We start from the raw sequence: 21,854 nt of genomic DNA on the forward strand, positions 1-21,854 counted from the left end.
ATGTCGCGGAAGCCGTGCTCCTCGAACAGCGAGCACTCCCACAGCGCCGACTCCACCAGCGCGTCCGGCGTCGCCCGCCCGTACTTCTCCAGCAGGCGCTTGTCCAGCGAACCCGCGTTCACGCCGATCCGGATCGGGATGCCCGCGTCACCGGCCCGCTTGGCGATCTCCTTGACCTGGTCGTCGAACTGCCGGATGTTGCCCGGGTTCACCCGCACCGCCGCACAGCCCGCGTCGATCGCCGCGTAGACGTACTTCGGCTGGAAGTGGATGTCGGCGATCACCGGGATCTGCGACTTCTTCGCGATGATCGCCAGCGCGTCCGCGTCGTCCTGCGACGGGCAGGCCACCCGCACGATCTGGCAACCCGACGCCGTCAGCTCCGCGATCTGCTGAAGCGTCGCGTTCACGTCCGCCGTCACCGTCGTCGTCATCGACTGCACCGAGATCGGCGCACCGCCGCCGACGGCGATGTTCCCCACCATGATCTGACGGCTGATCCGACGCGGCGCCAGCGGCTCCACCGGCACCGCGGGCATACCCAGCGAGACAGCGGTCATGGCAATGACTCCCCTCAGTTCGGGTGCCAGGTCGCGAGCACCGTCCCGACCTGCTTGAGCGCGCGCAGCGCGCGGATCCCGTGCACGACGGTGGCCGGCCGGACCAGCTCGTACTCGGGCGTGTCGACCACGACGCGGACGGAGAGCACGGGCACTCCCGGCGCGGCGCGGCAGACGGCGGCGGTCTCCATGTCGACGCAGGTGACACCGGACTCCGCGAGCCGGGTGCGCTCCGCGCCACGGACCACGTGGTCGCTGGAGTGGAGCACGCCCTGGTGGACGGTCAGCCCCGCTGCGACCAAGGACTCTTCGAGCGGCGACGGGCCACCCTCAGCCACCACGCCCCGATCGTCCCGCACCTCGGTGGCGATCACGACGTCCCCCGGACGGATACCCGTGACGACCGACGCACCGAGGCCCGCGAAGACCAGTGCGGACGGCGCACACGCCCGCGCGCGGAGCGTCGCCCTCATGGCCCGCTCCGCGCGCTCCGGTCCCATCCCGGTGCTGACGGGGCTTGCCGCCCGGAGCACCCACGCCTCTATCCCGAGCGCGCACGCCACGAGAGTCGAACTATTGGCACTCACGGGGACCACCCTCAACCTGGGGGCGCGAGGAACTGCGCGACAAGCCACCGGTGAGCTGTTGGTCCCCCTCGAACAGGGCCATCCGCACAGAGTGGTTGCTCGCGCAGTTCCTCGCGCCCCTGAGGGGGTTGCCACATGTCATCTCAGTCGCCTGCCCGCCAGAGAAGGCAGGAGCCGCCTCGGTGCCGGCGCGTCCGAGGCGCCGCCGGTCGGCAGCGGCAGACCCGGCCGGGTCTCGCGGTCCGCCTCGCCCGGGGTGAGGTGCGGGGTGCCGTGGAGGTAGCGGCCGAGCGCGGTGACCGGGAAGACCAGCCGGTACAGGTTGTAGTTGATCGAGAAGTCCCACGGGAAGCCCGTCCCGGTGAACTCCGGCTCGTCCCAGGTGCCTTCCGCGAGCTGCGTCTGCGCCAGCCAGCGGACGCCGCGGTCCACGACCTCGCCGCTCTCCCCCGCCGCGAGCAGCGCCATCAGCGCCCACGCCGTCTGCGACGCGGTGGACGTCCCGCGCCCGGCCCAGGACTTGTCCTGGTAGGAGCGCATGTCCTCGCCCCAGCCGCCGTCGGCGTTCTGCTTCTCCGTGAGCCACGCCACCGCGCGCCGGATGGACCGGTGGTCCTCCGGCAGGCCCGCGGCGACCAGCGCCGGCACGACCGAGCCCACGCCGTAGACGTAGTTGGTTCCCCAGCGGCCGAACCAGGAGCCGTCCTCCTCCTGCTCCTTCAGCAGCCAGTCGATGCCGCGGCGGGTGCGGGGGTCGCCCGCCTTTCCGTCGGCGGCCAGCATCTCCACCACGTGGGCGGTGACGTCCGCGCTCGGCGGGTCGACGACCTCGCCGAAGTCGCAGAAGGGCAGCTTGTTCGGCAGGGTGGAGGTGTTGTCGACGTCGAACGCCGCCCAGGCGCCGTTCTTGGACTGCATGCCGAGCACCCAGTCGATCCCGCGACGCGTCGCGCCCGCGACCTTGCCGGGCTCGGGGTGGGCGACGCGGCGCAGCGCCAGCACCACCTCCGCCGTGTCGTCGATGTCGGGGTAGTTGTCGTTGTCGAACTCGAACGCCCAACCCCCGGCCGGGAGATCGGGCCGCTGCACGGCCCAGTCGCCGCGGCGCAGCACCTCCTCGCCGAGCAGCCAGTCGGTGGCCCGCACCAGGGAGTCGTGGTCGGCGGGGAGCCCGGCGTCGGCCAGCGCGATGAGCGCGAGGCAGGTGTCCCACACCGGCGACTGGCAGGCCTCGATCCAGCGGTGACCCTCGTCGGTGTGGACCGTGAAGCGGTCGAACGCGGCCAGGCCGGCCTTCATGACCGGGTGGTCCATGTCGTAGCCGAGCAGGTGCAGCGCGATCAGCGAGTAGACGGCCGGGGGCTGGATGCCGCCCCAGCAGCCGTCGGCCTCCTGGCGCTCGACGATCCACCGCCCGGCCTGCTGCAGGGCGAGCCGGCGCAGGGACTTGACCGGCATCTTGTGGTAGTAGTGCAGCGCCTTGTCGAGGCGGTGGAAGAAGCCGTCCCAGGTGTAGGCGGGGGCGGTCGGCCGGGTGCGGTACGGGTTGGCCGGATCGGTGTGCAGCTCGTCCAGGGCGAACGGGCCGGGCCGCACCGGGCGGTGGGCCGAGACGACGGTCAGCGGGACGATGGTCTGCCGGGCCCAGCAGCCGAACGAGTAGATGTTCAGCGGGAAGTTGCGCGGCAGGAAGATGACCTCCGGCGGCAGCTCCGGCAGCCGCTCCCAGGGCCACCAGCCGAACAGGGCCAGCCAGATGCGGGTGAAGACGCGCGTGGCGGCGATGCCGCCCTGCTCGCGGATCCAGCGCGAGGCCCGCTTCATGTGCGGGGCCTCCGGGTCGTCACCCGCGAGCTTCAGCGCGACGTAGGCCTCGACGGTCGTCGACAGCTCCGAAGGGCCACCGTAGAAGGTGGCCCAGGTGCCGTCCGCCCCCTGCTGCGAACGGATCCAGTCGGCGGTCGCGCGCGTCTGCTCCTCGGTGCGGATGCCCAGGAACTGACGGAGCAGCAGGTCCTCGGCGTCCATGGTGACGTTGGTTTCCAGGTTGCCCTTCCACCAGCCCGTCTCGTCCTGGAGGCCGATCAGGTGGGCGGTGGCCTTGGCGAGCGTCTCGCGCGCCAGGCGGGTGGTCTCCGGTTCGACGGGCTGCGACTGCGTGGTGGTGCTCTCCGCGGCCGGCTCTGCTTCGTTCTGTGGTTCGAGCCGGCCGTCCGCGGATGCTGTCATCTCGTCACCTCTCCCTGACCACAACGAATTCCGCCAGCGCGGCGAACTGCGCCCGCACCTGTGCCGGCATGGCGACCTCGTCCAGGGCCGCCAGGGCCGTGCTGTGCTGCCGGCGGGCCTCCTCGGCCGTCCAGGCGCGCCCGCCCGCCTCCTCGATCAGCGCCGCGCGCACCGCGAGTTGTTCCTCGTCCTCGTCGCCACGACCCTCCGGGTCGGCCAGCAGCTCGGCCAGGCGCAGCGACGCCTTTCCACCCTCGGCCAGCGCGGCGCAGACCGGCAGGGACTTCTTGCGGGCGCGCAGGTCGCCGAAGTTGGGCTTGCCGGTGACCTCGGTGTCGCCCCAGATGCCGAGCAGGTCGTCGACGGCCTGGAAGGCGAGGCCGAGGTGGTAGCCGTAGCGCTCCAGCGCGTCGGCGCCCTGGTCGTCCATGCCGGCCAGGACGGCGCCGATGGAGGCGGAGACGGCGAGCAGGGCGCCGGTCTTGTTGCCCTCCATCTCCAGGCACTCCTCGACACCGACGCGGTCACGGTTCTCGAAGTTGAGGTCCTGGGCCTGGCCGTCGATCAGCTTGCGGGTGGCGACGGTGAGGCGGTGCACCGCGCGGCCGGCGTCGACCGCGGAGGTGGTGCCGAGGCCCGGGGCCTCCAGCAGGATCTCGTTGGCGAGCGCGAACATGGCGTCGCCGACCAGGATCGCCTGGGCGGGGCCGAAGACCGTCCACACGGTGGCGCGGTGGCGGCGGGTCTCGTCGCGGTCCATCAGGTCGTCGTGGAGCAGCGAGAAGTTGTGCACCAGCTCGACGGCGACCCCACCGGGCACGCCGACGGCGGCCTGGGCCCCGGCCGCGCGGGCCGAGAGCAGCGCGAGGGCCGGGCGGACGGCCTTGCCGCTGTCGGCGTTGGTGGGGTTGCCCTGGGCGTCGGTCCAGCCGAAGTGGTAGGCGGACACCGCGTCCATGGGCGCGGCGAGACGCGCGACCGCCTCCTTGAGCACGGGGGTGCACAAGGTCCTGCCGTGGTCCAGCAGGGCGGGGACGTCCGCCTCCACCGTCGGTGCCTGATCGGGGCGCGCTACCACGCTCGTTCCCTCTCCGTTCGCTCGGCTGTCGAGACTGTCTCGGGTGCTTCTGGTCGTCGTCTGGGCGGTCTCGGCGGTCTTCATGTCGGTCATCGCAGTTCCCTCAGGACGTTCCGGGCCGCTGCGGTTCCGCTGCGCACGGCGCTTTCCATGGTCGCGGGCCAGCCCGTGGCGGTCCACGCGCCGGCCAGGTGCACGCCGGGCGTGCGCGTCGCCGGTCCCGGCCGCAGGGGGGCGGTCCCGGGTGCGGGCGCGAAGGTGGCGGTGCGCTCGCGGGTGACGAAGAACTCGGTGACCCCGGCCTCGCGGGCGCGCGGCAGCAGCCGCTCCAGGGCGGGCAGATAGCGCTGCCGCAGCGTGGCGACGGGCAGGTCGATCTCGGCCTCCGCCGCGGACTGCGACAGGGCCAGGTACTGGCCGGGACCGCGCAGGCCGGAGTGGGGGGTGCGGTCGAACACCCACTGGACGGGCGAGCCGAGGGCGGCCAGGAACGGCTGGTCCAGCACCGGGCGGTCGTAGACGACGTGGACGTTGAGGATCGGCGCGTAACCGAGCTTCAGCAGTGCCTCCGGCTCGTCCAGGCTGCCGGGCGGCAGCAGGTCGTGTGCGGCGTCCTGAGGGACGGCCAGCACCACGGCGTCGAGGTCGCGCAGGGTCTCCGCGCCGCCGTCGAGCCGCTCGCCCTCCAGTTGGACGCTGTGCTTGCCCGTCTCGCCCGTTTCGAAGGGCTTGATCTCCACGGCGCGGGCGCGCAGCAGGACGCGCACGCCGGCGCGGTCGAGCGCGGCACGTGCCATGTCGTCGTGGATCCGGCCGAGCGGGACCTTGGCGAAACCGATGTCGGAGGCGCCCGGGTCGGTGAGCAGACCGGTCTTGAAGACCATGGCGGCCAGCGCGAGCGAGGACGCGTCGGCGGTGGCGTTGAGCGTGGCGACGCCGACCAGGTCCCACAGGGCCTCGACGGCACGGGCGGACTGGCCGTGCTCGCGCAGCCAGTCGCCGAAGGAGCGTCGGTCCAGCGCCGGGTCTTCCAGGTCGAGGCGCTTGAGGGCGAGCGCGGCCCGCCCGGTGGCGGCGCGCTCGGCCAGGCTCAGGTGCGGGTAGCCCAGCAGGCCGCGGCCCAGGTGCAGCGGCACCGGCAGCGGGTCGCGGCTGATGCTGCCCTCGCGGCCGGTGTTGACGTCGCGGACGGGCACGTCCAGGCGCGGCTGGATGTACACCTCGTCCCGGACGCCGAGGCGCTGGAGCAGGCCGCGGTAGGCGGTGCAGCAGCGCAGGAAGACGTGCTGGCCGTTGTCGACCGTCAGCGCGCCGCGCTGGAAGGAGAAGGCGAGGCCGCCGAGGCGCGGCCGGGCCTCGGTGAGGGTGACCTCCAGCCCGGCGTCGGCGAGGCGGAGCGCGGCGGTGATGCCCGCCAGCCCGCCACCGATGACCAGGGCCCTGCCCTGACGCGTCGCGCTCACCGGAGCCGCCCCCTTAGCTGCTTCTCCCCTGCCGACCGCGACGTCGCGCGGCGTCGAGTGGTTCCCCGCCGAGCCGGTGGGGCAAACAGGATCGACACGAACGGACGGTCCTTCAAGAGGAACGCCCTCCCACCAGTCCGGAGAGTGCTACGTAGGCCTTCTCCCAGCCGGGCAGGGAGACCCGGCCGCGCAGCACCGCCTCGGGCTCGGCGACGATGCGTTCCAGGACGCGGTGGTAGATGCCGGCCATGGCGCCGACGCAGGCGCGGCTGCGGCGGTCGAGCATGGGCAGCAGGCGCAGGCCCTCGTCGAAGTAGCCCTGGGCACGGCGGGCCTCGAACATGATCAGGCCGCGGAAGTCCTCGCCGGAGGCCGAGGCATCGGAAGCAGCCTGTGTCGCGGGCGGAACGGCCAGGCCGAATCCCTCGGGCTCGCAGCCGTAGCGGGCGAGGTCCTCGGCCGGGAGGTAGATCCGGCCGTTGCCGGCGTCCTCGCGCACGTCGCGCAGGATGTTGGTGAGCTGGAGCGCGAGGCCGAGGGTGTCGGCGTACTCGGCGCCGCGCTTGGGGTCGCTGCACCCGAAGACGGAGAGCGAGAGCACGCCGATGGTGCCCGCCACGCAGCGGCAGTAGTGGCGCAGCTGGTCGAAGTTCTCGTAGCTGGTGCCGCGGACGTCCATCTCCATGCCGTCGATCAGCTCGTCGAAGCTGTCCAGCGGGATGGGGAAGAGGGTGCAGCTGTGCGCGAGCGCGACCTTGACCGGGTCGGTGTCCTCGGGCTCGACGGAGCCCTCGCGGATCTCGTCGAGCAGGGCACGCGTGCGGCCGAGCTCCTCGAACTTGCGCTCGTCGGACCAGCCGCCGTCGCCGATGTCGTCGATGCGCCGGGCCAGGGCGTAGATCGCGGACATGGCGCGGCGCTTGGCGACGGGAAGCAGGCGGATGCCGTAGGAGAAGTTCTTCGCCTGACTGCCGGTCACCGCCTCGCAGTACTGGTAGGCGGCTGCCACCTGCGGTGACAGCGCCTCGACGGCCGTGCCGGATCGGAAGCTCTGCGGACTCACCTCATGCCTTTCGAACGACTGCCCCGTTCCGTGCCCCTGGTGGTGCCCGCCGATCCGGTCGGCCCGGCCCCGCGCCCGCGCCGGCCGCCGAGCAGCAGCGCGGCGACGGCCTCGCGGGCGAGGCGGCCCTTGCCCGCCTTGGGCGCGCCGGCCAGCACGTCGTACCCGGCGGCCGAGATGGCGCCGAGCGCGGCGTAGCCGCCGGCCGAGAAGCCGGCCAGCAGCACCCGGAGGCGTCCGCCGACCGAGGCGAGCAGGGGCGCGCCCTCGTCCAGCAGGGCGCGGGCGCGCTCCGACTCGAACAGCACCAGGCCGCGCAGGGTTGTTCCCGCGTGCGCGGCGTCGAGATCGGCCTCGGTGACGCCGAACCGTTTCATGTCCTGCGCGGGCAGGTAGACGCGGCCGCGGGCACGGTCCTCGGCCACGTCCTGGAGGTGCTCGACGACCTGGAGCGCGCTGCAGACCGCGTCGGACCAGCGCACGCGCTCGGGCGTGGCCAGACCGGCGAGCTGCAGCACCAGGCGGCCCACCGGGTTGGCGGAGAGCTCGCAGTAGCCCATCAGGTCGTCGAAGGTCTCGTAGCGGGCGACGCGCTGGTCGACCCGGTTGGCCTCGATCAGGCCGCGGAACGGCTCGACGGTGAGGCCGTGGCGGGCGATCACCGGCACCAGTGCGGCGATCAGCGGATGCCGGGGGCCGGCCGCGCGCGCGTCGAGCACCTGCTCGAAGGCGCGGTCCACGTCGGCGTCCAGGGCGTCGAGCAGGGCGAGCCGGAAGGAGGTGTCGGCCTCACTGCCGGGGGCCTCCGCCACGAAGGGGACGCCCAGCAGCCCGGCGGTGCCGCGCGGATCGGGCAGATCGCCGTCCCCCGCGTCGTCGACGAGCCGGGCGAAGCCGTAGACGGCCATCAGGCCCTCGCGCATGGCGGGCGGCAGGAAGAAGGGAGCGACGGGGAAGTTCTCCCGCGCCGCCTTGTCGAGAACCGCACCCGATCCCTCGTCGGACATCAGTTCACCTGACTGCTGCTCGCCCACCGCCATGACCGCCACCCCCCCGTTCTACACCGATCTTGACGGGCTGCCCACAGGGGACACGCCTCGGGCACACCGGCTCTGCACACTGCTCCGCGCACCACGCCTGCACACGATCTTGTTCATACCCTATGCCCGCAGCCTACGTCCCCGCACCGACAGCCGCCGGGGCGGGTGCCCACGGCGGCTGTCGGATCGTTATGGACGGTGTGCGGACCGTAGTGGCAAGCGGGTGACCACCAGGTGGTCACTACCGCTTGGCGGTCCAGTCCTCGTACTCCTTGACGACGTCCTCGGTCGGGCCGTCGGCGCGGATCAGGCCGTGCTCCAGCCAGATGGTCCGGTTACAGGTCTCACGGATGGTCGAGTTGCTGTGCGAGACCAGGAACACCGTGCCCGCCTCGCGGCGCAGCTCGCGGATGCGCTCCTCGCTGCGCCTGCGGAAGGCCGCGTCACCGGTGGACAGCGCCTCGTCGATCATCAGCACGTCGTGGGTGCGCGCCGCGGAGATCGCGAAGCGCAGCCGCGCGCCCATGCCGGAGGAGTACGTGCGCATGGGCAGCGAGATGAAGTCGCCCTTCTCGTTGATGCCCGAGAAGTCGACGATCTCCTGGTACTTCTCGCGCACCTCGGCGTAGGTCATGCCCATCGCCAGGCAGCCGAGGACGACGTTGCGCTCGCCGGTGAGGTCGTTCATCAGGGCGGCGTTGACGCCCAGCAGGGAGGGCTGCCCGTCCGTGTAGACGGCGCCCTGGGCCGGCGGGAGCAGACCGGCGATGGCGGCCAGCGTCGTCGACTTGCCGGAGCCGTTGGAACCGATCAGGCCGACGGCCTCGCCCTTGTAGGCGGTGAAGCTGATGCCCTTGACCGCGTGCACCTCGGTCAGCGCCGGCGAGGCCTTGCGGCGCATGATGCGCGACAGGGCACCGGTCGCGCTGCCCTTGCCGGCGCCCGCGCCGTAGACCTTGTAGACGATGTGCATGTTGTCCACGACAACCGTCGGGATCTTCTCGATCGGGGCGGGCGGCGGGCCTTCCGGCTCCAGCACGCTGTCGATCATCTCCTGGTCATCCACGGCCGTACTCCTCCTCTGCCTTCCAGAAGAAGACATAACCACCCAGACCGCCAATCACGGCCCAGGCCACGGCCATGATCCACACGTGGTGCGGCAGGCTGCTGGCGGGGACCGAGTCCATGAGCGAGTAGCGCATGAGCTCGATGTAGATCAGCGCGGGGTTCGCCTGGATCAGTGCGCCGGCCACGTGCGGCAGCTTGGCCGCGACGCTGCTGACGGACCAGAACACGCCGGAGAGGTACATCCAGGTACGGATGATGAACGGCATCAGCTGGGCCATGTCGCTGGTCTTGGCGCCGATGCGGGCCATGAACATCGCGAGGCCGGCGTTGAAGGTCGCCTGCAGCAGCAGGACGGGGACGATCAGCACCCAGTTCACCGTGATCGGCAGGCCGCTGACCAGGACGATGACGCCGAGGACACCCATCGAGACAACCAGCTGCTGGAGCTGGTTGACGGTGAAGGCGATGGGCAGCGAGGCGCGCGGGAAGTGCAGCGCGCGGATCAGACCCAGGTTGTCGGAGATGGCGCGGGTGCCGGAGAGCACGGCGGCCTGGGTGAAGTTGAAGACGAACACACCCGTACACAGGTACGGGATGTAGTCCGGGATGCCCTTGCTGATGCCCAGCAGCAGGTCGAAGATCAGGAAGTAGACACCCGCGTTGAGCAGCGGCGTCAGCACCTGCCAGACCTGGCCCAGCTTCGACGAGGAGTACTGGACCATGAGCTTGGCGGTCGCGTACGCGCCGATGAAGTACCGCCGCTGCCAAACCTGCTTGGTGTACTCCAGCAGGCTGGGCCGACGGCCGCTGATGGTCAGGCCGTACTTGGCGGCCAGTTCCGCGGGGCTGAGACCCGCGTCCGGGTCGGCCACGCCTGCCGCCCGTTGCTCAAACACCGTGGACACGCTACTCCCAAGCTTCGTCCCACTGGACAGGACGAAACGGTATCGTCCCATCCTGGGTAGGACGCTAACGGGGGCGACCGACGAAACGCAAGCGTTGCGTCGGCACGCTGGCGTATCGTCGACCTGAACAGGAGCCGCACAGGCGGTGCACAGACGCGACCAGTGCTGACAGGGGAGCATATGGGAACTCAGTCGGGACAGGCCGTCGTCGCCGATCCCCCCGTGCCCGCAGCGGACGCCACCGCACACCAGGGACCAGGGCAAACCGAGGCCAAGCGGGCACCCACGGGGGCCGCACTGCTGCGCGACGATGTGACCGAAGCCATCCGCGGGGCGGTCTTCGAGGAGCTCGCCACCACCGGTTACGCCCGCCTGTCGATCGAGGCCGTGGCCCGCCGCGCGGGCGTCGGCAAGACCGCCGTCTACCGCCGCTGGCGCTCCAAGCTGCCGATGGTCATCGAGGTCGTGTCCGAGGTGGTGAGCGCGGGCATCGTGCTGCCCGACACCGGCTCCCTGCACCAGGACCTGCGGCTGCTGATCCAGGTCGTCTACCGCATCCTGCGCCACCCGCTCGCCGCGCAGATCGTCCCGGACCTGCTGGCGGAGGCCGCCCGCAACCCGGAGATCGCCGGCACCCTGGCCCTGGCCCTGCGCGAGTCGCAGCGCGAGAGCAGCGCGGCGCTGGTCCGCCGCGCGGTCGCGCGGGGCGAGCTGCCTGCCGGGACCGACTCCGACCTGGCCCTCGACCTGATCGCGGGCCCGCTCTACTGGCACCTGCTGGTCACCCGCGAGCCGGTCACCCGCGACTACCTGGAGCGGCTGGCCCGCTCGATCGCGGCGGCGCTCGGGGCATCGTCGTGAGCGGCGGGCCCGAGGCCCGGACGGTGCGGGAGCTGCTGTTCGGGCTGCCGATGCTCGGTGGCGAGCTGCCGTCCTTCGATCCGGAGGGTGCGCCCGACTCGCCGTTCCCGCTCTTCCTGACGTGGCTGGGCGAGGCGGTGGTGGCGGGCGTGCGCGAGCCGCACGCGATGTCGCTGGCCACGGCCGACGCGGACGGCGGTCCCGACCTGCGGGTCGTCGCCCTGCGCGACGCCACCGAGGCGGGCTGGACCTTCGCCACCCAGGCCGACAGCCCCAAGGGCCGCCAGCTCGCTGCGCGGCCGCAGGCGGCGATCATGTTCCACTGGCGCGAGCAGGGCCGCCAGATCCGCGCCCGCGGCCCCGTCCTGCGCGCGGACGCGGCGACCGCGGCGCGCGACTTCCTCGACCGTCTCCCCGGCTCGCGCGCGGCGAGCCTGGTCGGCCACCAGAGCGAGGTCCTCACGGACCCCGCCGCGCTCCCGGCGGCCTTCGCCGCCGCGTCCGCGCGGGTGGCCTCGGCGCCGGACACGGTGGACCCGCAGCACGCGCTCTTCACGGTCGAACCGCGCACCGTCGAGTTCTGGCAGGGCGTCCCGGGCCGCGGCCACATCCGCCTCCGCTACCGCGCGGAACGCGCCACCGGCCCCTGGACCCGCGACCGCCTCTGGCCGTAGCTCCCACGTGCGCGTACGCCTACCCCAGCGGCGCGAGGCTCTGCCGTGTGCGGCTCCTCCCCCAGCCTTCGGCCGGGAGGTGCCCCTGAGGTGCCCCCTGCGTGGGCGCGGCAAGCCACACACATGCGGATGGTCCCGATACGAGCAGGGCCATCCGCACGCCGGTGGTTGCCCGCGCCTACGCGGCTGAGCCGCAAGCCGGCAGAGCCTCGCGCCCCTGAAGGCGCCTACGGCGCCCCGGGATGGTGCACCTACTGCTTGGTCCAGCGGTCGCGGCCGTCGGAGCCGCCCTTGCAGACGAGGTTGGTGCCGTTGCTGCCGGAGGCCGTCGCGCCGGAGGTGCTGCAGAACTGGCCCGCCTGCGCGCTCGCGGACGGGCTGACCGCCGAGGTCCATCGGTCCTTGCCCGACGAGTCCTTCTTGCAGGTCATGGCGACCCCGGCGCTGGTCGCGCCGGCCGACCCGTCCGGCGAGCAGAACGCCCCCGAGGTGACGTTCTTCTGGACCGCCCCCGAGGACGCCTTCGCCGAGGCGCTCGCCTTGACGCTGGCCTTCGCGCTGGCCGCCGCACTGGACGCCGCACTGGACGCCCTCGCCGCCACGCTCGACCCGGCGCTCGCCGCCGCGCTGCGGACCGCCGACGCGCCGTTGCTCGCCGCGTTGGAGACCGCGTTCTTGGTGCTGCTGGAACACGCCGCCGTCGAGGCCAGCGTCGCGGCCGTCAGGGCGCACAGCAGGATCGTCGTCGGGCGTCGGGACGTGAGCATGAGGTGCGCCTCTCCTCCGAGATGCCCGCGATTGACGCGGGCGGTTCCCTCCGAACGTAGGAGCGACGTTCGTGTACCGCCTGCCACGCTAGTCCGTTCCGGTGAGGGTGAGCACGGCCCTTCTCTTCTCCCCTCCCCTCGCCCACACTGGCGCGCATGCTGACGCTGCAGGAGATGTCGGACCGTCTGGAGATCCAGGAACTCTTCGCGCGCTACGCGCACGCGGTGGACAGCCGCGACTGGGCCGCCCTCAAGGCCGTCTTCACCGAGGACGCCGTCGTGGACTACACGGCGATGGGCGGACCGCGCGGCAGCGTGCCGGAGGTCTGCGCGTTCCTGGAGGAGGTGCTGCCGCTGTTCCCGGCGACGCAGCACCTGGTCGCCAACATGATCATCGAGCTGGACGGTGACCGCGCCACGGCGCGGACCATGTGCCACAACCCGATGCCGCTGCCGGACGACGGCGGCCTGTTGCAGTGCGGGCTCTGGTACGTGGACCGGCTGGTGCGCACCGAGGCGGGATGGCGGCTGGCGGAACGCGGTGAGGAGAAGGCGTACCAGGTCGTGCTGAAGCAGGCCACGGCGGAGTAGTAGGAGTAGTCCTACGAGCGCACCGCGCGTGGCCTGCCGGGCAGGGCGAGTCGGGGCCTACCGGCCCCGACTGCCGAAGAGCGAGCGCTTGAGCCGCCGCAGCGGCGCCAACAGCACCGTGCGGGAGAAGCGGTTCGGGCGCGCGGGGGCGTTGGTCGACGCGGGCGTGCCGAGGCCACGCGGCGTCAGCTCCCTTATCAGCCCGACCGCCTCGGCGACCTCCACCTGCGACAGCGCGGGCGCGCCGAGCACCGCGAGGTGCCGGTCGAGCCGACGGCTCGCCGCACCCGTGCCGCACTGGACCGCGGGGATCCGCGGCCGACTGCGCACGTGTTGCATCTGTTCCATGTCCCACCCCTTGCAAGGCACCAGGGCCGTGGTGCGAAGCCTATCCGCCCCGTGAGGTCGGTGTGCAAGTATCTCCGGTTGCGAAGCCTACCCCGGCACACTGACACCTACTCAGGCGGGGTTGCCCGCACCGGCGGACGCCCCCGGCGCGCGGGAGCGCGCACTCTGCGGGAGCGCCTCCGGCAGGATCGCCGAGAGCCCCAGACCCGCCAGCCCCATGCCCAGGAAGAGCATCAGCACCGCGACCACGCCCCAGGCGCCGGCGGACGCCCAGCGCACCTGGTCCGCGTACCTGACCAGGCCGACCAGGCCGAGCACGCCGGTGACCACCAGCGCCAGCATGCCGTGCCGGACCCGGTGCAGCTCTCGCTCGGCGACGGTGCCGAGCATGGCCAGCCCGAATACCAGTGCGAAGGCCGCAAGGACGCGCACATCCAGCCGGCCGGCGGCCCAGGGCCAGTGCCGGGCGGGCCAGGCGGGGGCCGCGAAGAGAAGTGCGCCGACGGCGGTGAGGAAGGCACCGGAGGAGAACGTCGGCAGCGCGATCCACCACGGCAGCGGCTCGGGCCGCTCAGCCCGGCCGTAGCGGGCGGCCAGGCGGCGGTTACCGACCAGCTGGACACCGAGCCCGACGGTGCCGATCAGCGGGGCCACCAGGTGCACGCCGAACCAGCCGAACGCCGCGAGCACGGCGAAGAGGTCCCCGCCCTCCAGGTGCAGGGTGCGGTGGTCCAGCACGATCGCGGCGAGCATCAGCAGCATGAACAGGGAGGAGCTGAGCACGGTGACCCTGGCGTGGGTCCACGCCTTGGCGCGGACGGCGCAGAGCCAGAGCATCGCGCAGCTGCCCGCGTACCCGGCGCCGACGAGGGTGGCGCTCACCGGCGACATCGTCCAGGCGAAGAGCGCCTCGGTGTGCGAGGAGGCCAGGGTCAGCAGCAGCGCGGCGTAGGCCGCGCCGAGTGTCAGGGGCACCACCATGGCGTAGCGGACGCCCGGACTGAGCGGCGGCGTGGTCGGCTCCATCGGCGAGGCCCCCTTGTTAGACGTGGCGTCAGCATAGGTGCGCCACCCCCCGCTGTCAGCCCTCCTGCATCGCCGTTCGCAGCGCGGCCAACTTCGGCGCCCGGCTCTTGGGCGAGTCCAGGCTGAAGCCGCGGGCGTCGCCCAGGTCGTCCCGGACGAACGCCTCGGTGCGAGCCAGCGCCGCCCCGAGCGCGGCGTCCTGCGGCACGAAGAGGGAGTGGACCAGCTCCCCCGCCTCGGGGTCGAACTCCCAGAAGCCGACGATCCGGCCACGATCGACGATCACGTGGCACTGCGGGTCGGCGTCCGAGCCGAAGACCCGGCCTGCCTTGGCGCCCGGCACGGGGCGGTCGGCGTCCGCGGTGTCGACCAGTCGGGCGAGCTCGCGGTGGAGCAGGTGCACGCCGTCGATCCCGGCCAGCAGCGTGTAGCAGGGCTCGACGGGACGGCGGTGGTCAGCAAAGGGGTCGGCGAGCTCGGCCGGGATCAGCAGGTCGGCCCCGGCGACGGGGAGCAGTCCGAGCGGCGCGAGGGCCGCCCTGGCGCGGGCGGCGGTGAAGCCGGAGAACCAGCGGAAGTGGGCGAGCGAGGCGGGCGCGGCCCACGCGAAGTAGCGGCGGGCGAGCTCCACGTCCGCCTCGGCGAAGGCGGCCGCCGGCGGCGTCCAGCGGACGTATCCGTACCGCTGCTGGTCGAGGCGGCCGTTGACGGGCACGCGGCGGATCTCGCCCGCGGACTGAAGCAGCCCGAGCGCGAGCGGGAGCGTGGTGGAGACACCGCGCTTGCGACCGGCCTCACCGAGGCTGCGGACCGCCTCGCCGACGGCGTCCTTGAGGGCGGCGGGGTCGAGCGGGGCGGCAGCCGTCTCCAGGGCGGCCAGGACCGCGGCGTTCAGCGTCTCGATCTCGGCGTCGGTGACGTCGAGGTGCTTGCGCGCGGCGGCCAGCTCTCCGGCGGGCGCACCCGCGCCGACCGCGAGCCCGAGGGCGAAGTCCCCGGCGGGCAGCACGTAGGTGCAGCCGCGCGCGGACGGCAGTTCGTGGATCTCCTCGGCCGCGACGGCCGCGTCCACCTCGGCGCGGCTCGACCCGGCGCGGGCGAACAGGCCCAGATACGGCGCGGCACCGCCGACGGAGCGTGCCCAGCCGGTGCGCGCCAGCACCTGCGCCGGGGCGGCGCCGGCGAGCGAGCCGTCGAGGCCCTGGCGGTGCGCCCACCAGGAGCGGAGGCGGGCCGGGTCGAGATCGGCGTCGACGGCGGGAGCGCTCATGGGACGAGTATCGGGGAGGCACGGCGGAAAATAAACGTGAGGAATACTCGCGTTACCCTTGCGCACGTTCGCCCCGCGGAGCATGATCGGCGGCCACCCGCCCCTTCCCTCCGGAGGTGCTCATGCGCGCCCGATTCCTGGCGGGGGCCGTCGCCCTCGCCGCCGCGTTCTCCGTCACCCCCGCCTCCGCGGCCCCCACGTCGCATCCGGCCGCCGGCACGGTCGCCTTCACCGACAGCCACGGCCGCGTACTCGGCCTACGCGGGTTCAACGTCGACAAGTACGACGAGACCACGCCCGCCGGCATCCGTGCGATCGCCGCCCACGGCTTCGACCTGATCCGGCTCGACATCACCTGGGCCCGCCTGGAACCGCAGCGCGGCCACTACGACGAGGCGGAGTTCCGCAAGCTGCGCCAACTGATGGACGCCGCCGACCGCTACGGCCTGCGCGTCGTCGTCGACTTCCACCAGGACGTCTACGGCCCCAAGTACGGCGGCGGCCAGGACGGCGCGCCGGTCTGGGCCACCCGTGACGACGGCCTGCCGTTCGTCGCCGACCCGAACGACTGGTTCGCCGGCTACTTCCAGCCCGCCGTCCAGCGCGCCTTCCAGCACCTGTACGACGACGCCGACCTGCGCCGCGACCAGGCCGACTTCTACGCCCACGTCGCCCGCGAGTTCCGCGGCCACCGCTCGCTGCTGGGCTACGACCTGTTCAACGAGCCGTCCGGGCCGATCGCGGGCGACCCGACCGACCCGTCCGTCCAGATCGCCGCGTCCGCCGCGCTGGAGCGGGGACGGCTCGCGGCGATGTACCGCCGGCTCATCGGCGCCGTGCGCAGCGTGGACTCCTCCTCCTGGCTGTTCGTCGAGCCGACCGTGCTGGTGGGCGAGGGCGTGCCGACACGGTTGCCCGGCTTCGCCGATCCCCGCCACGGCACGGCCCGGATCGGCTACGCGCCGCACTTCTACGACACGGACGTCGAGAACGGGCAGGACTGGAACCCGTCCGACGGCTTCATCCAGAACTACACGGCGGCCATCACCGCCTATCCCAAGGCACACAAGATGCCCGTCCTGGTGGGCGAGTGGGGTCCGCCGAACGCGGACACCCCCGGGAACACCGAGCTGGTCTCCCAGCAGGTCGCCGCGATGCGGCAGTTCGCCGCGGGGTGGACCATGTGGTACTGGGGCAAGGGCACCGGCGGTTACACGCCCCTCGGTCCGGACGGGAGGCCGCACGCCGGTGACGCGCCGGTGTTCTCGCCCTACGCGCGGGAGTTGGCAGGGAGCCCGGTCTCCGAGGCGTACGACCCGGCGACGCGCACCTACACCCTGCGCTACCGCGCGGGCGGCCGGCTGCCGACCCGGATCGTGCTGCCACCGAGCGTCTACGCCGACGGCGCCTCCGTCGGGGTGACCGGCGCCGGGCGCATCGGGATCACGCTGCGTCAGCCGCGCGACGGCTGGTACGGCACGGCCGACGTCACGGCCCCGGCGGGCGCGCTGCTGACGGTGACCGTCACGGCCCTGTAGTCACGGCCCTGTATTCACAGCCCTGTAGGGCCGAGGCCGCGCAGCTGGACCAGGCCGGAGTCGTAGGCGACGACGGCGGCCTGGAGCCGGTCCCGGACACCGAGTTTGGCGAGCAGGCTCTGCACGTGGCTCTTGACCGTGGTCTCGGCGACGTGCAGGGCGGCCCCGATCTCCGCGTTGGACAGGCCGCGGGCGAGGAGCAGCAGCACGTCCACCTCGCGGGCGGAGAGCAGCCGCCGCAGCTCGCCTCCGTCCGGGTGGTCAGGTCCGGCGGCCATGCGTTCCAGCAGACGCCGGGTCACCGACGGTGCGAGCAGCGCCTCCCCGGCGGCGATCACCTTGACGGCCTCGACGAGCTGGTCGGCGGTGGAGTCCTTGAGCAGGAAGCCCGAGGCACCGGCACGCAGCGCCTGGGCGACGTAGTCGTCGAGGTGGAAGGTGGTCAGGATGAGCACCCGGCACGGCGCGGGCTCCGCGGCGAGAAGGGCGCGGGTGGCGGCCACGCCGTCCAGGCGCGGCATCCGGACGTCCATCACCACCACGTCGGGCCGCAGCCGACGGGCCGCCTCCACGGCCTCGGCGCCGTCGGCCGCCTCGGCGACGACCTCCAGGCCCGGCTCGGAGTCGAGCACGGCGCGCAGGCCCTGACGGATCAGCGCCTGGTCGTCGGCGATCAGGATCCTGACGGTCATTCGTCCTCCTCCCCGACGCCCTTGATGTCCCCGCTGTCGCCGCTGTCCCCGCTGTCCCCGCTGTCCCCCACGCGCAGCGTGGCCCGCAGTTCGAACCCGCCGCCCGGGCGCGCGCCCGCGTGCAGCGTGCCGTCGTACACGGTGACGCGTTCGCGCAGGCCCAGCAGGCCGTGGGCGGCGGCGTCGGGCTCGCCCCGGGGGCCGCGGCCGTCGTCGGCGACGCGGACGCGGAGGACTCCCCCGGACCGGGCCACCTCCACCTCGGCGGTCGCCGGGCCCGCGTGCTTGAGCGCGTTGGTGAGGCCTTCCTGGACGATGCGGTAGACGGCGAGGCCGGCCCCCGCGGGCAGGGCGACCGGCTCGACGTCCAGCCGCACCGGCAGACCGGCGGCCTCGACCTTGGCCACCAGCTCCGGCAGCGTGTCCAGGTCCGGCTGCGGCGCGAGCCCGTCCTCGTCCCCCGGCCGCAGCACCGCGAGGACCCGGCGCATCTCCGCGAGGGCCTCGCGGCCGGCGGCGGAGATGATCGCCAGGTGCTCGGGCACGGCCTCCGGGCGGGTCCGCAGCACGCGTCCGGCCGCCTCGGCCTGAACGGTGATCAGGCTGATCGAGTGGCCGATGACGTCGTGCAGCTCGCGGGCGATCCGCAGCCGCTCGTCCGCGACGGCGCGTTCGGCCCGCTCCCCCTCCTCCCGCTCCAGCCGCCGGGCCCGCTCCTTCAGTTGGGCGACGTACCCGCGCCTGGTCCGCGCGGCGTATCCGGACACCCACGCCAGCGCGAGGCACAGCCCGACGGTGAGCGAGGGCCACGGCACCCCACCGCTCGCCTGACTGCGCGCCGTCGGCGCCAACCCCGCGACCATCAACACGGCGGCTGCGGCCAGGCAGGCCAGCGCCCCACGCCCGGCGGCCCGCCCAGCGCCGACCCATCGGCGCGGCACACCGGAGGGCGGAGCCGGATCGGCCCGCCCTGCGGGCACGGCCCGGCCGAAGGCCGAGACAGGGGCAACCGCGGCAGCCCCGGGCCGACGGCCCGGGATGCCGGAGGAGGAGGACAAGTCCGGCCCGCCCGGCCAGGACTGCGGCCCGGCCGCGCCAACCCGCCCTGCGGGCGCGGGCGGAGGCTCTGCCTGGTCGCCGGGGCCGTGGACGGCCACGGCGTAGGCCGCCGCGATGGCGCCGGCCGTCGCCGAGAGGCCGGGGAAACCAGTGGCGATCATGAAGGCGCCCAGGGCCGTCGTGGCGGCCAGGACCGGGAGCGGCGCGCGGCGGCGGAACACGACGAGGGCCGCCTGGGTCAGCGCCAGCGGAAACGCGGTCCACGCGGGCAGCCAGGAGACCAGCCGGTCCGTCGCGCCCGAGGCGGTGACCGCGAGCACCGTCGCCGCGACCGCCGCGTCGACGGCCCACGACCGCCGCCACCGCCGCAAGGGTGCTCCCATGCCCCTCAGCATGCCCGAGCTCACGCGTCCCGCACCCGCAGCAGCGCGAGCCCGGCCGCGCCGAGCACCAGCACGTACCCGGCGAACAGCAGCCCGGCCGGCAGCGGCCGGACCAGCAGGTCCACCCGCGAGTGCCACAGCGAGAGGCCGAGATCCGAGGGCAGGTACGGCACGGTGTGCCGCCAGACGACGCCCTTGGGCAGGCTGTCGACCAGCACCGGCAGTACCAGGAACACCCCGGCGAGCGTGGAGACCGCCACGGCGGTGCTGCGCACCAGCACACCGACGAGGAGTCCGGACAGTGCCGTCAGGGTGAGGTAGAGCGCACCGCCCAGCACCGCCCCCGCCGCGCCCGGGGTGCCCAGCGACGCGTGCGGGGCCGCGCCCGCCAGTTGGGCCTGCCCCACCAGGAACGCCCCCGCGACCGTGACCAGCGAGAGGACGAGCCCGAGCCCGCCGACGAGGACCGCCTTGGCCGCCAGCACGAGCGGACGCTGCGGCGTGGCCGCGAAGGTGCCACGGATCTGGCCGGTGCCGTACTCGCTGGTGACGACGAGCGCGCCGAGGACCCCGAAGAGCAGCGGGGCGATCTGGAGGAACCCGAGGTTGGTGTCGACGGGCTGGAACGCCGCCTGCCGGGCGACGCCCAGCGCGTGCCAGCGGGCGTGGTAGCCCGCGCAGACCAGGAAGGCGAGGGCGACGCCGAAGAGCAGGGCGCCCAGGCCCGTCACCCGGAGCGAGCGCAGCGAGCTGATCTTGATCCACTCACTCGCCAGCACGGCCCGCGCGCGCCGCGACAGCGTGACGTTCTCCCGCATCAGACGTCCCTCCTGCGCAACAGGACCAGCGCGGCCGCGCCCGCCGCCGCGACGTACAGCGCGAACAGGCCCGCGCCCTGCCAGGGCCCGAGGCTCTCGGGTGAGGGCGGCCGCACATGCCACAGCTGCGAGCCCGCCTCGCCGGGGAGATAGGGGCCGATCCGGTCACCGACCCCGCTCGGCAGCAGGCCGACGACCAGCGGCAGCACCAGCAGCACCCCGAAGAAGGCCGCCAGCCCCAGCGGGGTCGACCGGGTCAGCGCGCCCAGCGCCAGTCCGAGCAGCGCGACCCCGGTCAGGAACAGCCCACCCCCGGCCACCGCCCGCAGCACGCCGGGCCCGCCCAGCGAGGCGTGCGGCGCCGGCCCGGTGAACTGGCTCTGGCCGAGCGCGAAGGCCGCGAACGCGGCCGCCGTGCACAGCGCCCAGACCACGGCGCCGAGCACCAGCGCCTTCACCGCGAACAACTGCGCCCGCTGCGGCGTCGCCGCCAGCGTCGTGCGGATCAGTCCGGTCGCGTACTCGCCGGTGACCGCGAGCACCCCGAGCGCGCCGACGAAGAGCTGCGCGAGCTCCACGCCGCGCAGACTGGTGAAGGTCGGATCGAAGGACGCCTGGTCGGCCGGGGAAAGCGAGGCCCAGCCGGACCGGTATCCGGCGCCCAGGACGAACCCGCCGACGACCACGACCACCAGCGCGGCCTCCAGTACCGCCGGTACGGAACGGACCGACCACAGCTTGATCCACTCGCTGCGCGCCGTCGCCCTCCAGCGCGTGGCGACCCTCCGCGCGCTCATGCGGGCACCGGAGCCCGGTAGACCACGCTGCCCTCGGTGAGCCGGAAGTAGGCCTCCTCCAGTGAGGAGTTCGCGTCCCGCAGTTGGTGCAGCACATGCCCGCGCGCGGCGGCCAGCTCCCCGATCGTCACCGCCCCGACCCCGACGACGCGCAGCAGACCGTCGGGCTCCCGGGTCACCTCGGCGCCCAGCTCGCGCAGTTCGGCAGCGAGGCGCTCGGGTTCCGCCGCGCGCACCTCCACCCGGTCCGCCGCGCCGCGCGCGATCAGCTCGTCCAGCGGCAGGTCCGCGAGCAGCCGCCCCTCCCCGAGGACCAGCAGGTGGTCCGCGGTGAGGGCCATCTCGCTCATGAGGTGGCTGCTCACCAGCACGGTGCGGCCCTCGGCGGCCAGGGTGCGCATCAGCGTGCGGATCCACAGGATGCCGTCCGGGTCCAGCCCGTTGACGGGTTCGTCGAAGAGCAGCACACCCGGGTCGCCGAGCAGCGCCGCCGCGATCCCGAGCCGCTGGGACATGCCGAGCGAGAACCCGCCGACGCGGCGGTGCGCGACGCCGGCGAGCCCGACCTGCTCAAGCACCGCGTCGACCCGCCCACGCGGGATGCCGTTCGCGGCGGCCAGGCTGTGGAGGTGCCGGTAGGCGCTGCGGCCGGGGTGCACGGCGCGTGCGTCCAGCAGGGCGCCGACCTCGTGCAGCGGCCAGACCAGCCCCTGGTAGCGACGCCCGTTCACGAGCACCGAGCCGGAGGTCGGCAGGTCCAGGCCGAGGATCATCCGCATCGTCGTGGACTTGCCGGCCCCGTTCGGGCCGAGGAAGCCGGTGACCCGGCCCGGCTCGACCCGGAAGTCCAGCCCCTCGACGGCCGTCGTGGCCCCGTACCGTTTGGTGAGCCCGTGGGCCTCGATCATCGCCGCCGCCTCGCCTCGTCCGTGCGTCTCGTCATGACGTCGACGCTACGAAGGCCGTGCGGGCCGAAACCTCCGGCGGAAGGAGGAAAGGCCGCCCGAAGGCGGCCCTGACCTCCTCCCTGAGGAGGA

Annotated in this window: 22 protein-coding genes; 4 read left to right on the plus strand and 18 right to left on the minus strand. The window is 73.3% G+C overall.

Annotated features, from left to right (window positions below; genetic code table 11):
- The 9 genes from ABH931_RS16525 to ABH931_RS16565 form a co-directional block, all read right to left on the minus strand.
- On the minus strand, positions 1 to 560 hold a 560-nt coding region (locus ABH931_RS16525; RefSeq protein ID WP_370113836.1), incomplete at its 3' end, for a flavodoxin-dependent (E)-4-hydroxy-3-methylbut-2-enyl-diphosphate synthase.
- A 14-nt stretch (positions 561 to 574) separates the two neighbouring features.
- Positions 575 to 1,195: a 1-hydroxy-2-methyl-2-butenyl 4-diphosphate reductase gene (locus ABH931_RS16530; protein ID WP_370113837.1), complete on the minus strand. Its 621-nt coding sequence runs from the start codon at positions 1,193 to 1,195 to the stop codon at positions 575 to 577.
- A gap of 90 nt (positions 1,196 to 1,285) precedes the next feature.
- Positions 1,286 to 3,376 (minus strand): squalene--hopene cyclase, encoded by a 2,091-nt coding sequence (shc, locus tag ABH931_RS16535; protein ID WP_370113839.1) that lies wholly within the window; start codon positions 3,374 to 3,376, stop codon positions 1,286 to 1,288.
- A gap of 4 nt (positions 3,377 to 3,380) precedes the next feature.
- The gene (locus tag ABH931_RS16540) at positions 3,381 to 4,538 is read right to left on the minus strand and encodes a polyprenyl synthetase family protein (RefSeq protein WP_370114126.1); all 1,158 of its coding nucleotides are present in this window, start codon (positions 4,536 to 4,538) and stop codon (positions 3,381 to 3,383) included.
- Positions 4,539 to 4,543: 5 nt separating this feature from the next.
- Positions 4,544 to 5,917 (minus strand): hydroxysqualene dehydroxylase HpnE, encoded by a 1,374-nt coding sequence (gene hpnE / locus ABH931_RS16545; RefSeq protein ID WP_370113841.1) that lies wholly within the window; start codon positions 5,915 to 5,917, stop codon positions 4,544 to 4,546.
- A gap of 112 nt (positions 5,918 to 6,029) precedes the next feature.
- Entirely contained in the window at positions 6,030 to 6,980 is a 951-nt protein-coding gene (gene hpnD, locus ABH931_RS16550; RefSeq protein WP_370113843.1) for a presqualene diphosphate synthase HpnD, read from the minus strand.
- A complete protein-coding gene (hpnC, locus tag ABH931_RS16555) occupies positions 6,977 to 7,987 on the minus strand; it encodes a squalene synthase HpnC (protein WP_370113845.1) in 1,011 nt (336 codons plus the stop codon). The genes hpnD and hpnC overlap by 4 nt, the downstream gene beginning before the upstream one ends.
- Positions 7,988 to 8,261: 274 nt before the next feature.
- Positions 8,262 to 9,071 carry an ABC transporter ATP-binding protein gene (locus ABH931_RS16560; protein WP_370114128.1) on the minus strand — a complete coding sequence of 270 codons (810 nt, stop codon included), beginning with the start codon at positions 9,069 to 9,071 and terminating at the stop codon, positions 8,262 to 8,264.
- A 7-nt stretch (positions 9,072 to 9,078) separates the two neighbouring features.
- Positions 9,079 to 9,993 (minus strand): ABC transporter permease, encoded by a 915-nt coding sequence (locus ABH931_RS16565; RefSeq protein ID WP_370113847.1) that lies wholly within the window; start codon positions 9,991 to 9,993, stop codon positions 9,079 to 9,081.
- A gap of 180 nt (positions 9,994 to 10,173) precedes the next feature.
- Here ABH931_RS16565 and ABH931_RS16570 point away from each other — a divergent pair, with 180 nt between their 5' ends.
- Together ABH931_RS16570 and ABH931_RS16575 are read left to right on the plus strand one after the other, a co-directional pair.
- On the plus strand, positions 10,174 to 10,854 hold the full coding sequence (locus tag ABH931_RS16570) for a TetR/AcrR family transcriptional regulator (protein WP_370113849.1): 681 nt from the start codon (positions 10,174 to 10,176) through the stop codon (positions 10,852 to 10,854).
- Positions 10,851 to 11,528 carry a pyridoxal 5'-phosphate synthase gene (locus tag ABH931_RS16575; protein ID WP_370113851.1) on the plus strand — a complete coding sequence of 226 codons (678 nt, stop codon included), beginning with the start codon at positions 10,851 to 10,853 and terminating at the stop codon, positions 11,526 to 11,528. The genes ABH931_RS16570 and ABH931_RS16575 overlap by 4 nt, the downstream gene beginning before the upstream one ends.
- Before the next feature lie 251 nt (positions 11,529 to 11,779).
- Here ABH931_RS16575 and ABH931_RS16580 read toward each other — a convergent pair whose 3' ends face one another.
- Positions 11,780 to 12,295, minus strand: a complete 516-nt coding sequence (locus ABH931_RS16580; protein ID WP_370113853.1) for a hypothetical protein — start codon at positions 12,293 to 12,295, stop codon at positions 11,780 to 11,782.
- A 156-nt stretch (positions 12,296 to 12,451) separates the two neighbouring features.
- Between ABH931_RS16580 and ABH931_RS16585 the strand changes: the two genes are divergently transcribed.
- On the plus strand, positions 12,452 to 12,886 hold the full coding sequence (locus ABH931_RS16585) for a nuclear transport factor 2 family protein (RefSeq protein WP_370113855.1): 435 nt from the start codon (positions 12,452 to 12,454) through the stop codon (positions 12,884 to 12,886).
- Between the two features lie 57 nt (positions 12,887 to 12,943).
- On the opposite strand, the gene ABH931_RS16590 is transcribed toward ABH931_RS16585, so the two are convergent.
- The 3 genes from ABH931_RS16590 to ABH931_RS16600 all read right to left on the minus strand — a co-directional run bounded on the left by ABH931_RS16590 (position 12,944) and on the right by ABH931_RS16600 (position 15,530).
- Positions 12,944 to 13,234: a hypothetical protein gene (locus tag ABH931_RS16590; RefSeq protein ID WP_370113857.1), complete on the minus strand. Its 291-nt coding sequence runs from the start codon at positions 13,232 to 13,234 to the stop codon at positions 12,944 to 12,946.
- Between the two features lie 111 nt (positions 13,235 to 13,345).
- Positions 13,346 to 14,260: a hypothetical protein gene (locus tag ABH931_RS16595; RefSeq protein WP_370113858.1), complete on the minus strand. Its 915-nt coding sequence runs from the start codon at positions 14,258 to 14,260 to the stop codon at positions 13,346 to 13,348.
- 55 nt (positions 14,261 to 14,315) lie between these two features.
- Positions 14,316 to 15,530: a DNA glycosylase AlkZ-like family protein gene (locus ABH931_RS16600; protein WP_370113860.1), complete on the minus strand. Its 1,215-nt coding sequence runs from the start codon at positions 15,528 to 15,530 to the stop codon at positions 14,316 to 14,318.
- A 122-nt stretch (positions 15,531 to 15,652) separates the two neighbouring features.
- Here ABH931_RS16600 and ABH931_RS16605 point away from each other — a divergent pair, with 122 nt between their 5' ends.
- Positions 15,653 to 17,068 (plus strand): cellulase family glycosylhydrolase, encoded by a 1,416-nt coding sequence (locus ABH931_RS16605; protein ID WP_370113861.1) that lies wholly within the window; start codon positions 15,653 to 15,655, stop codon positions 17,066 to 17,068.
- 14 nt (positions 17,069 to 17,082) lie between these two features.
- Here ABH931_RS16605 and ABH931_RS16610 read toward each other — a convergent pair whose 3' ends face one another.
- The 5 genes from ABH931_RS16610 to ABH931_RS16630 are packed head-to-tail and all read right to left on the minus strand — an operon-like array spanning position 17,083 to position 21,725.
- Complete coding sequence (locus ABH931_RS16610; protein WP_370113863.1) at positions 17,083 to 17,760, minus strand: response regulator; 678 nt, start codon at positions 17,758 to 17,760, stop codon at positions 17,083 to 17,085.
- Complete coding sequence (locus ABH931_RS16615; protein WP_370113865.1) at positions 17,757 to 19,202, minus strand: sensor histidine kinase; 1,446 nt, start codon at positions 19,200 to 19,202, stop codon at positions 17,757 to 17,759. The genes ABH931_RS16610 and ABH931_RS16615 overlap by 4 nt, the downstream gene beginning before the upstream one ends.
- A 20-nt stretch (positions 19,203 to 19,222) precedes the next feature.
- Complete coding sequence (locus ABH931_RS16620) at positions 19,223 to 20,020, minus strand: ABC transporter permease (protein ID WP_370113867.1); 798 nt, start codon at positions 20,018 to 20,020, stop codon at positions 19,223 to 19,225.
- A complete protein-coding gene (locus tag ABH931_RS16625; RefSeq protein ID WP_370113868.1) occupies positions 20,020 to 20,817 on the minus strand; it encodes an ABC transporter permease in 798 nt (265 codons plus the stop codon). The genes ABH931_RS16620 and ABH931_RS16625 overlap by 1 nt, the downstream gene beginning before the upstream one ends.
- Positions 20,814 to 21,725 carry an ABC transporter ATP-binding protein gene (locus ABH931_RS16630; RefSeq protein ID WP_370113870.1) on the minus strand — a complete coding sequence of 304 codons (912 nt, stop codon included), beginning with the start codon at positions 21,723 to 21,725 and terminating at the stop codon, positions 20,814 to 20,816. Before ABH931_RS16630 ends, ABH931_RS16625 begins: the two co-directional genes overlap by 4 nt.
- Positions 21,726 to 21,854 lie beyond the last annotated feature (129 nt).

The sequence above is a fragment of the Streptacidiphilus sp. MAP12-33 genome (assembly GCF_041261265.1).
In the GTDB taxonomy this organism is placed as follows: domain Bacteria; phylum Actinomycetota; class Actinomycetes; order Streptomycetales; family Streptomycetaceae; genus Streptacidiphilus.

Excerpts from the sequence above, each read along its gene's own strand:
- shc (WP_370113839.1), bottom strand. The coding sequence starts at position 3,376 with ATGACAGCATCCGCGGACGGCCGGCTCGAACCACAGAACGAAGCAGAG.
- ABH931_RS16540 (WP_370114126.1), bottom strand. The coding sequence starts at position 4,538 with ATGAAGACCGCCGAGACCGCCCAGACGACGACCAGAAGCACCCGAGAC.
- hpnC (WP_370113845.1), bottom strand. The coding sequence starts at position 7,987 with ATGTCCGACGAGGGATCGGGTGCGGTTCTCGACAAGGCGGCGCGGGAG.
- ABH931_RS16560 (WP_370114128.1), bottom strand. The coding sequence starts at position 9,071 with ATGATCGACAGCGTGCTGGAGCCGGAAGGCCCGCCGCCCGCCCCGATC.
- ABH931_RS16570 (WP_370113849.1), top strand. The coding sequence starts at position 10,174 with ATGGGAACTCAGTCGGGACAGGCCGTCGTCGCCGATCCCCCCGTGCCC.
- ABH931_RS16580 (WP_370113853.1), bottom strand. The coding sequence starts at position 12,295 with ATGCTCACGTCCCGACGCCCGACGACGATCCTGCTGTGCGCCCTGACG.
- ABH931_RS16585 (WP_370113855.1), top strand. The coding sequence starts at position 12,452 with ATGCTGACGCTGCAGGAGATGTCGGACCGTCTGGAGATCCAGGAACTC.
- ABH931_RS16590 (WP_370113857.1), bottom strand. The coding sequence starts at position 13,234 with ATGGAACAGATGCAACACGTGCGCAGTCGGCCGCGGATCCCCGCGGTC.
- ABH931_RS16595 (WP_370113858.1), bottom strand. The coding sequence starts at position 14,260 with ATGGAGCCGACCACGCCGCCGCTCAGTCCGGGCGTCCGCTACGCCATG.
- ABH931_RS16600 (WP_370113860.1), bottom strand. The coding sequence starts at position 15,530 with ATGAGCGCTCCCGCCGTCGACGCCGATCTCGACCCGGCCCGCCTCCGC.
- ABH931_RS16605 (WP_370113861.1), top strand. The coding sequence starts at position 15,653 with ATGCGCGCCCGATTCCTGGCGGGGGCCGTCGCCCTCGCCGCCGCGTTC.
- ABH931_RS16610 (WP_370113863.1), bottom strand. The coding sequence starts at position 17,760 with ATGACCGTCAGGATCCTGATCGCCGACGACCAGGCGCTGATCCGTCAG.
- ABH931_RS16615 (WP_370113865.1), bottom strand. The coding sequence starts at position 19,202 with ATGGGAGCACCCTTGCGGCGGTGGCGGCGGTCGTGGGCCGTCGACGCG.
- ABH931_RS16620 (WP_370113867.1), bottom strand. The coding sequence starts at position 20,020 with ATGCGGGAGAACGTCACGCTGTCGCGGCGCGCGCGGGCCGTGCTGGCG.
- ABH931_RS16625 (WP_370113868.1), bottom strand. The coding sequence starts at position 20,817 with ATGAGCGCGCGGAGGGTCGCCACGCGCTGGAGGGCGACGGCGCGCAGC.
- ABH931_RS16630 (WP_370113870.1), bottom strand. The coding sequence starts at position 21,725 with ATGATCGAGGCCCACGGGCTCACCAAACGGTACGGGGCCACGACGGCC.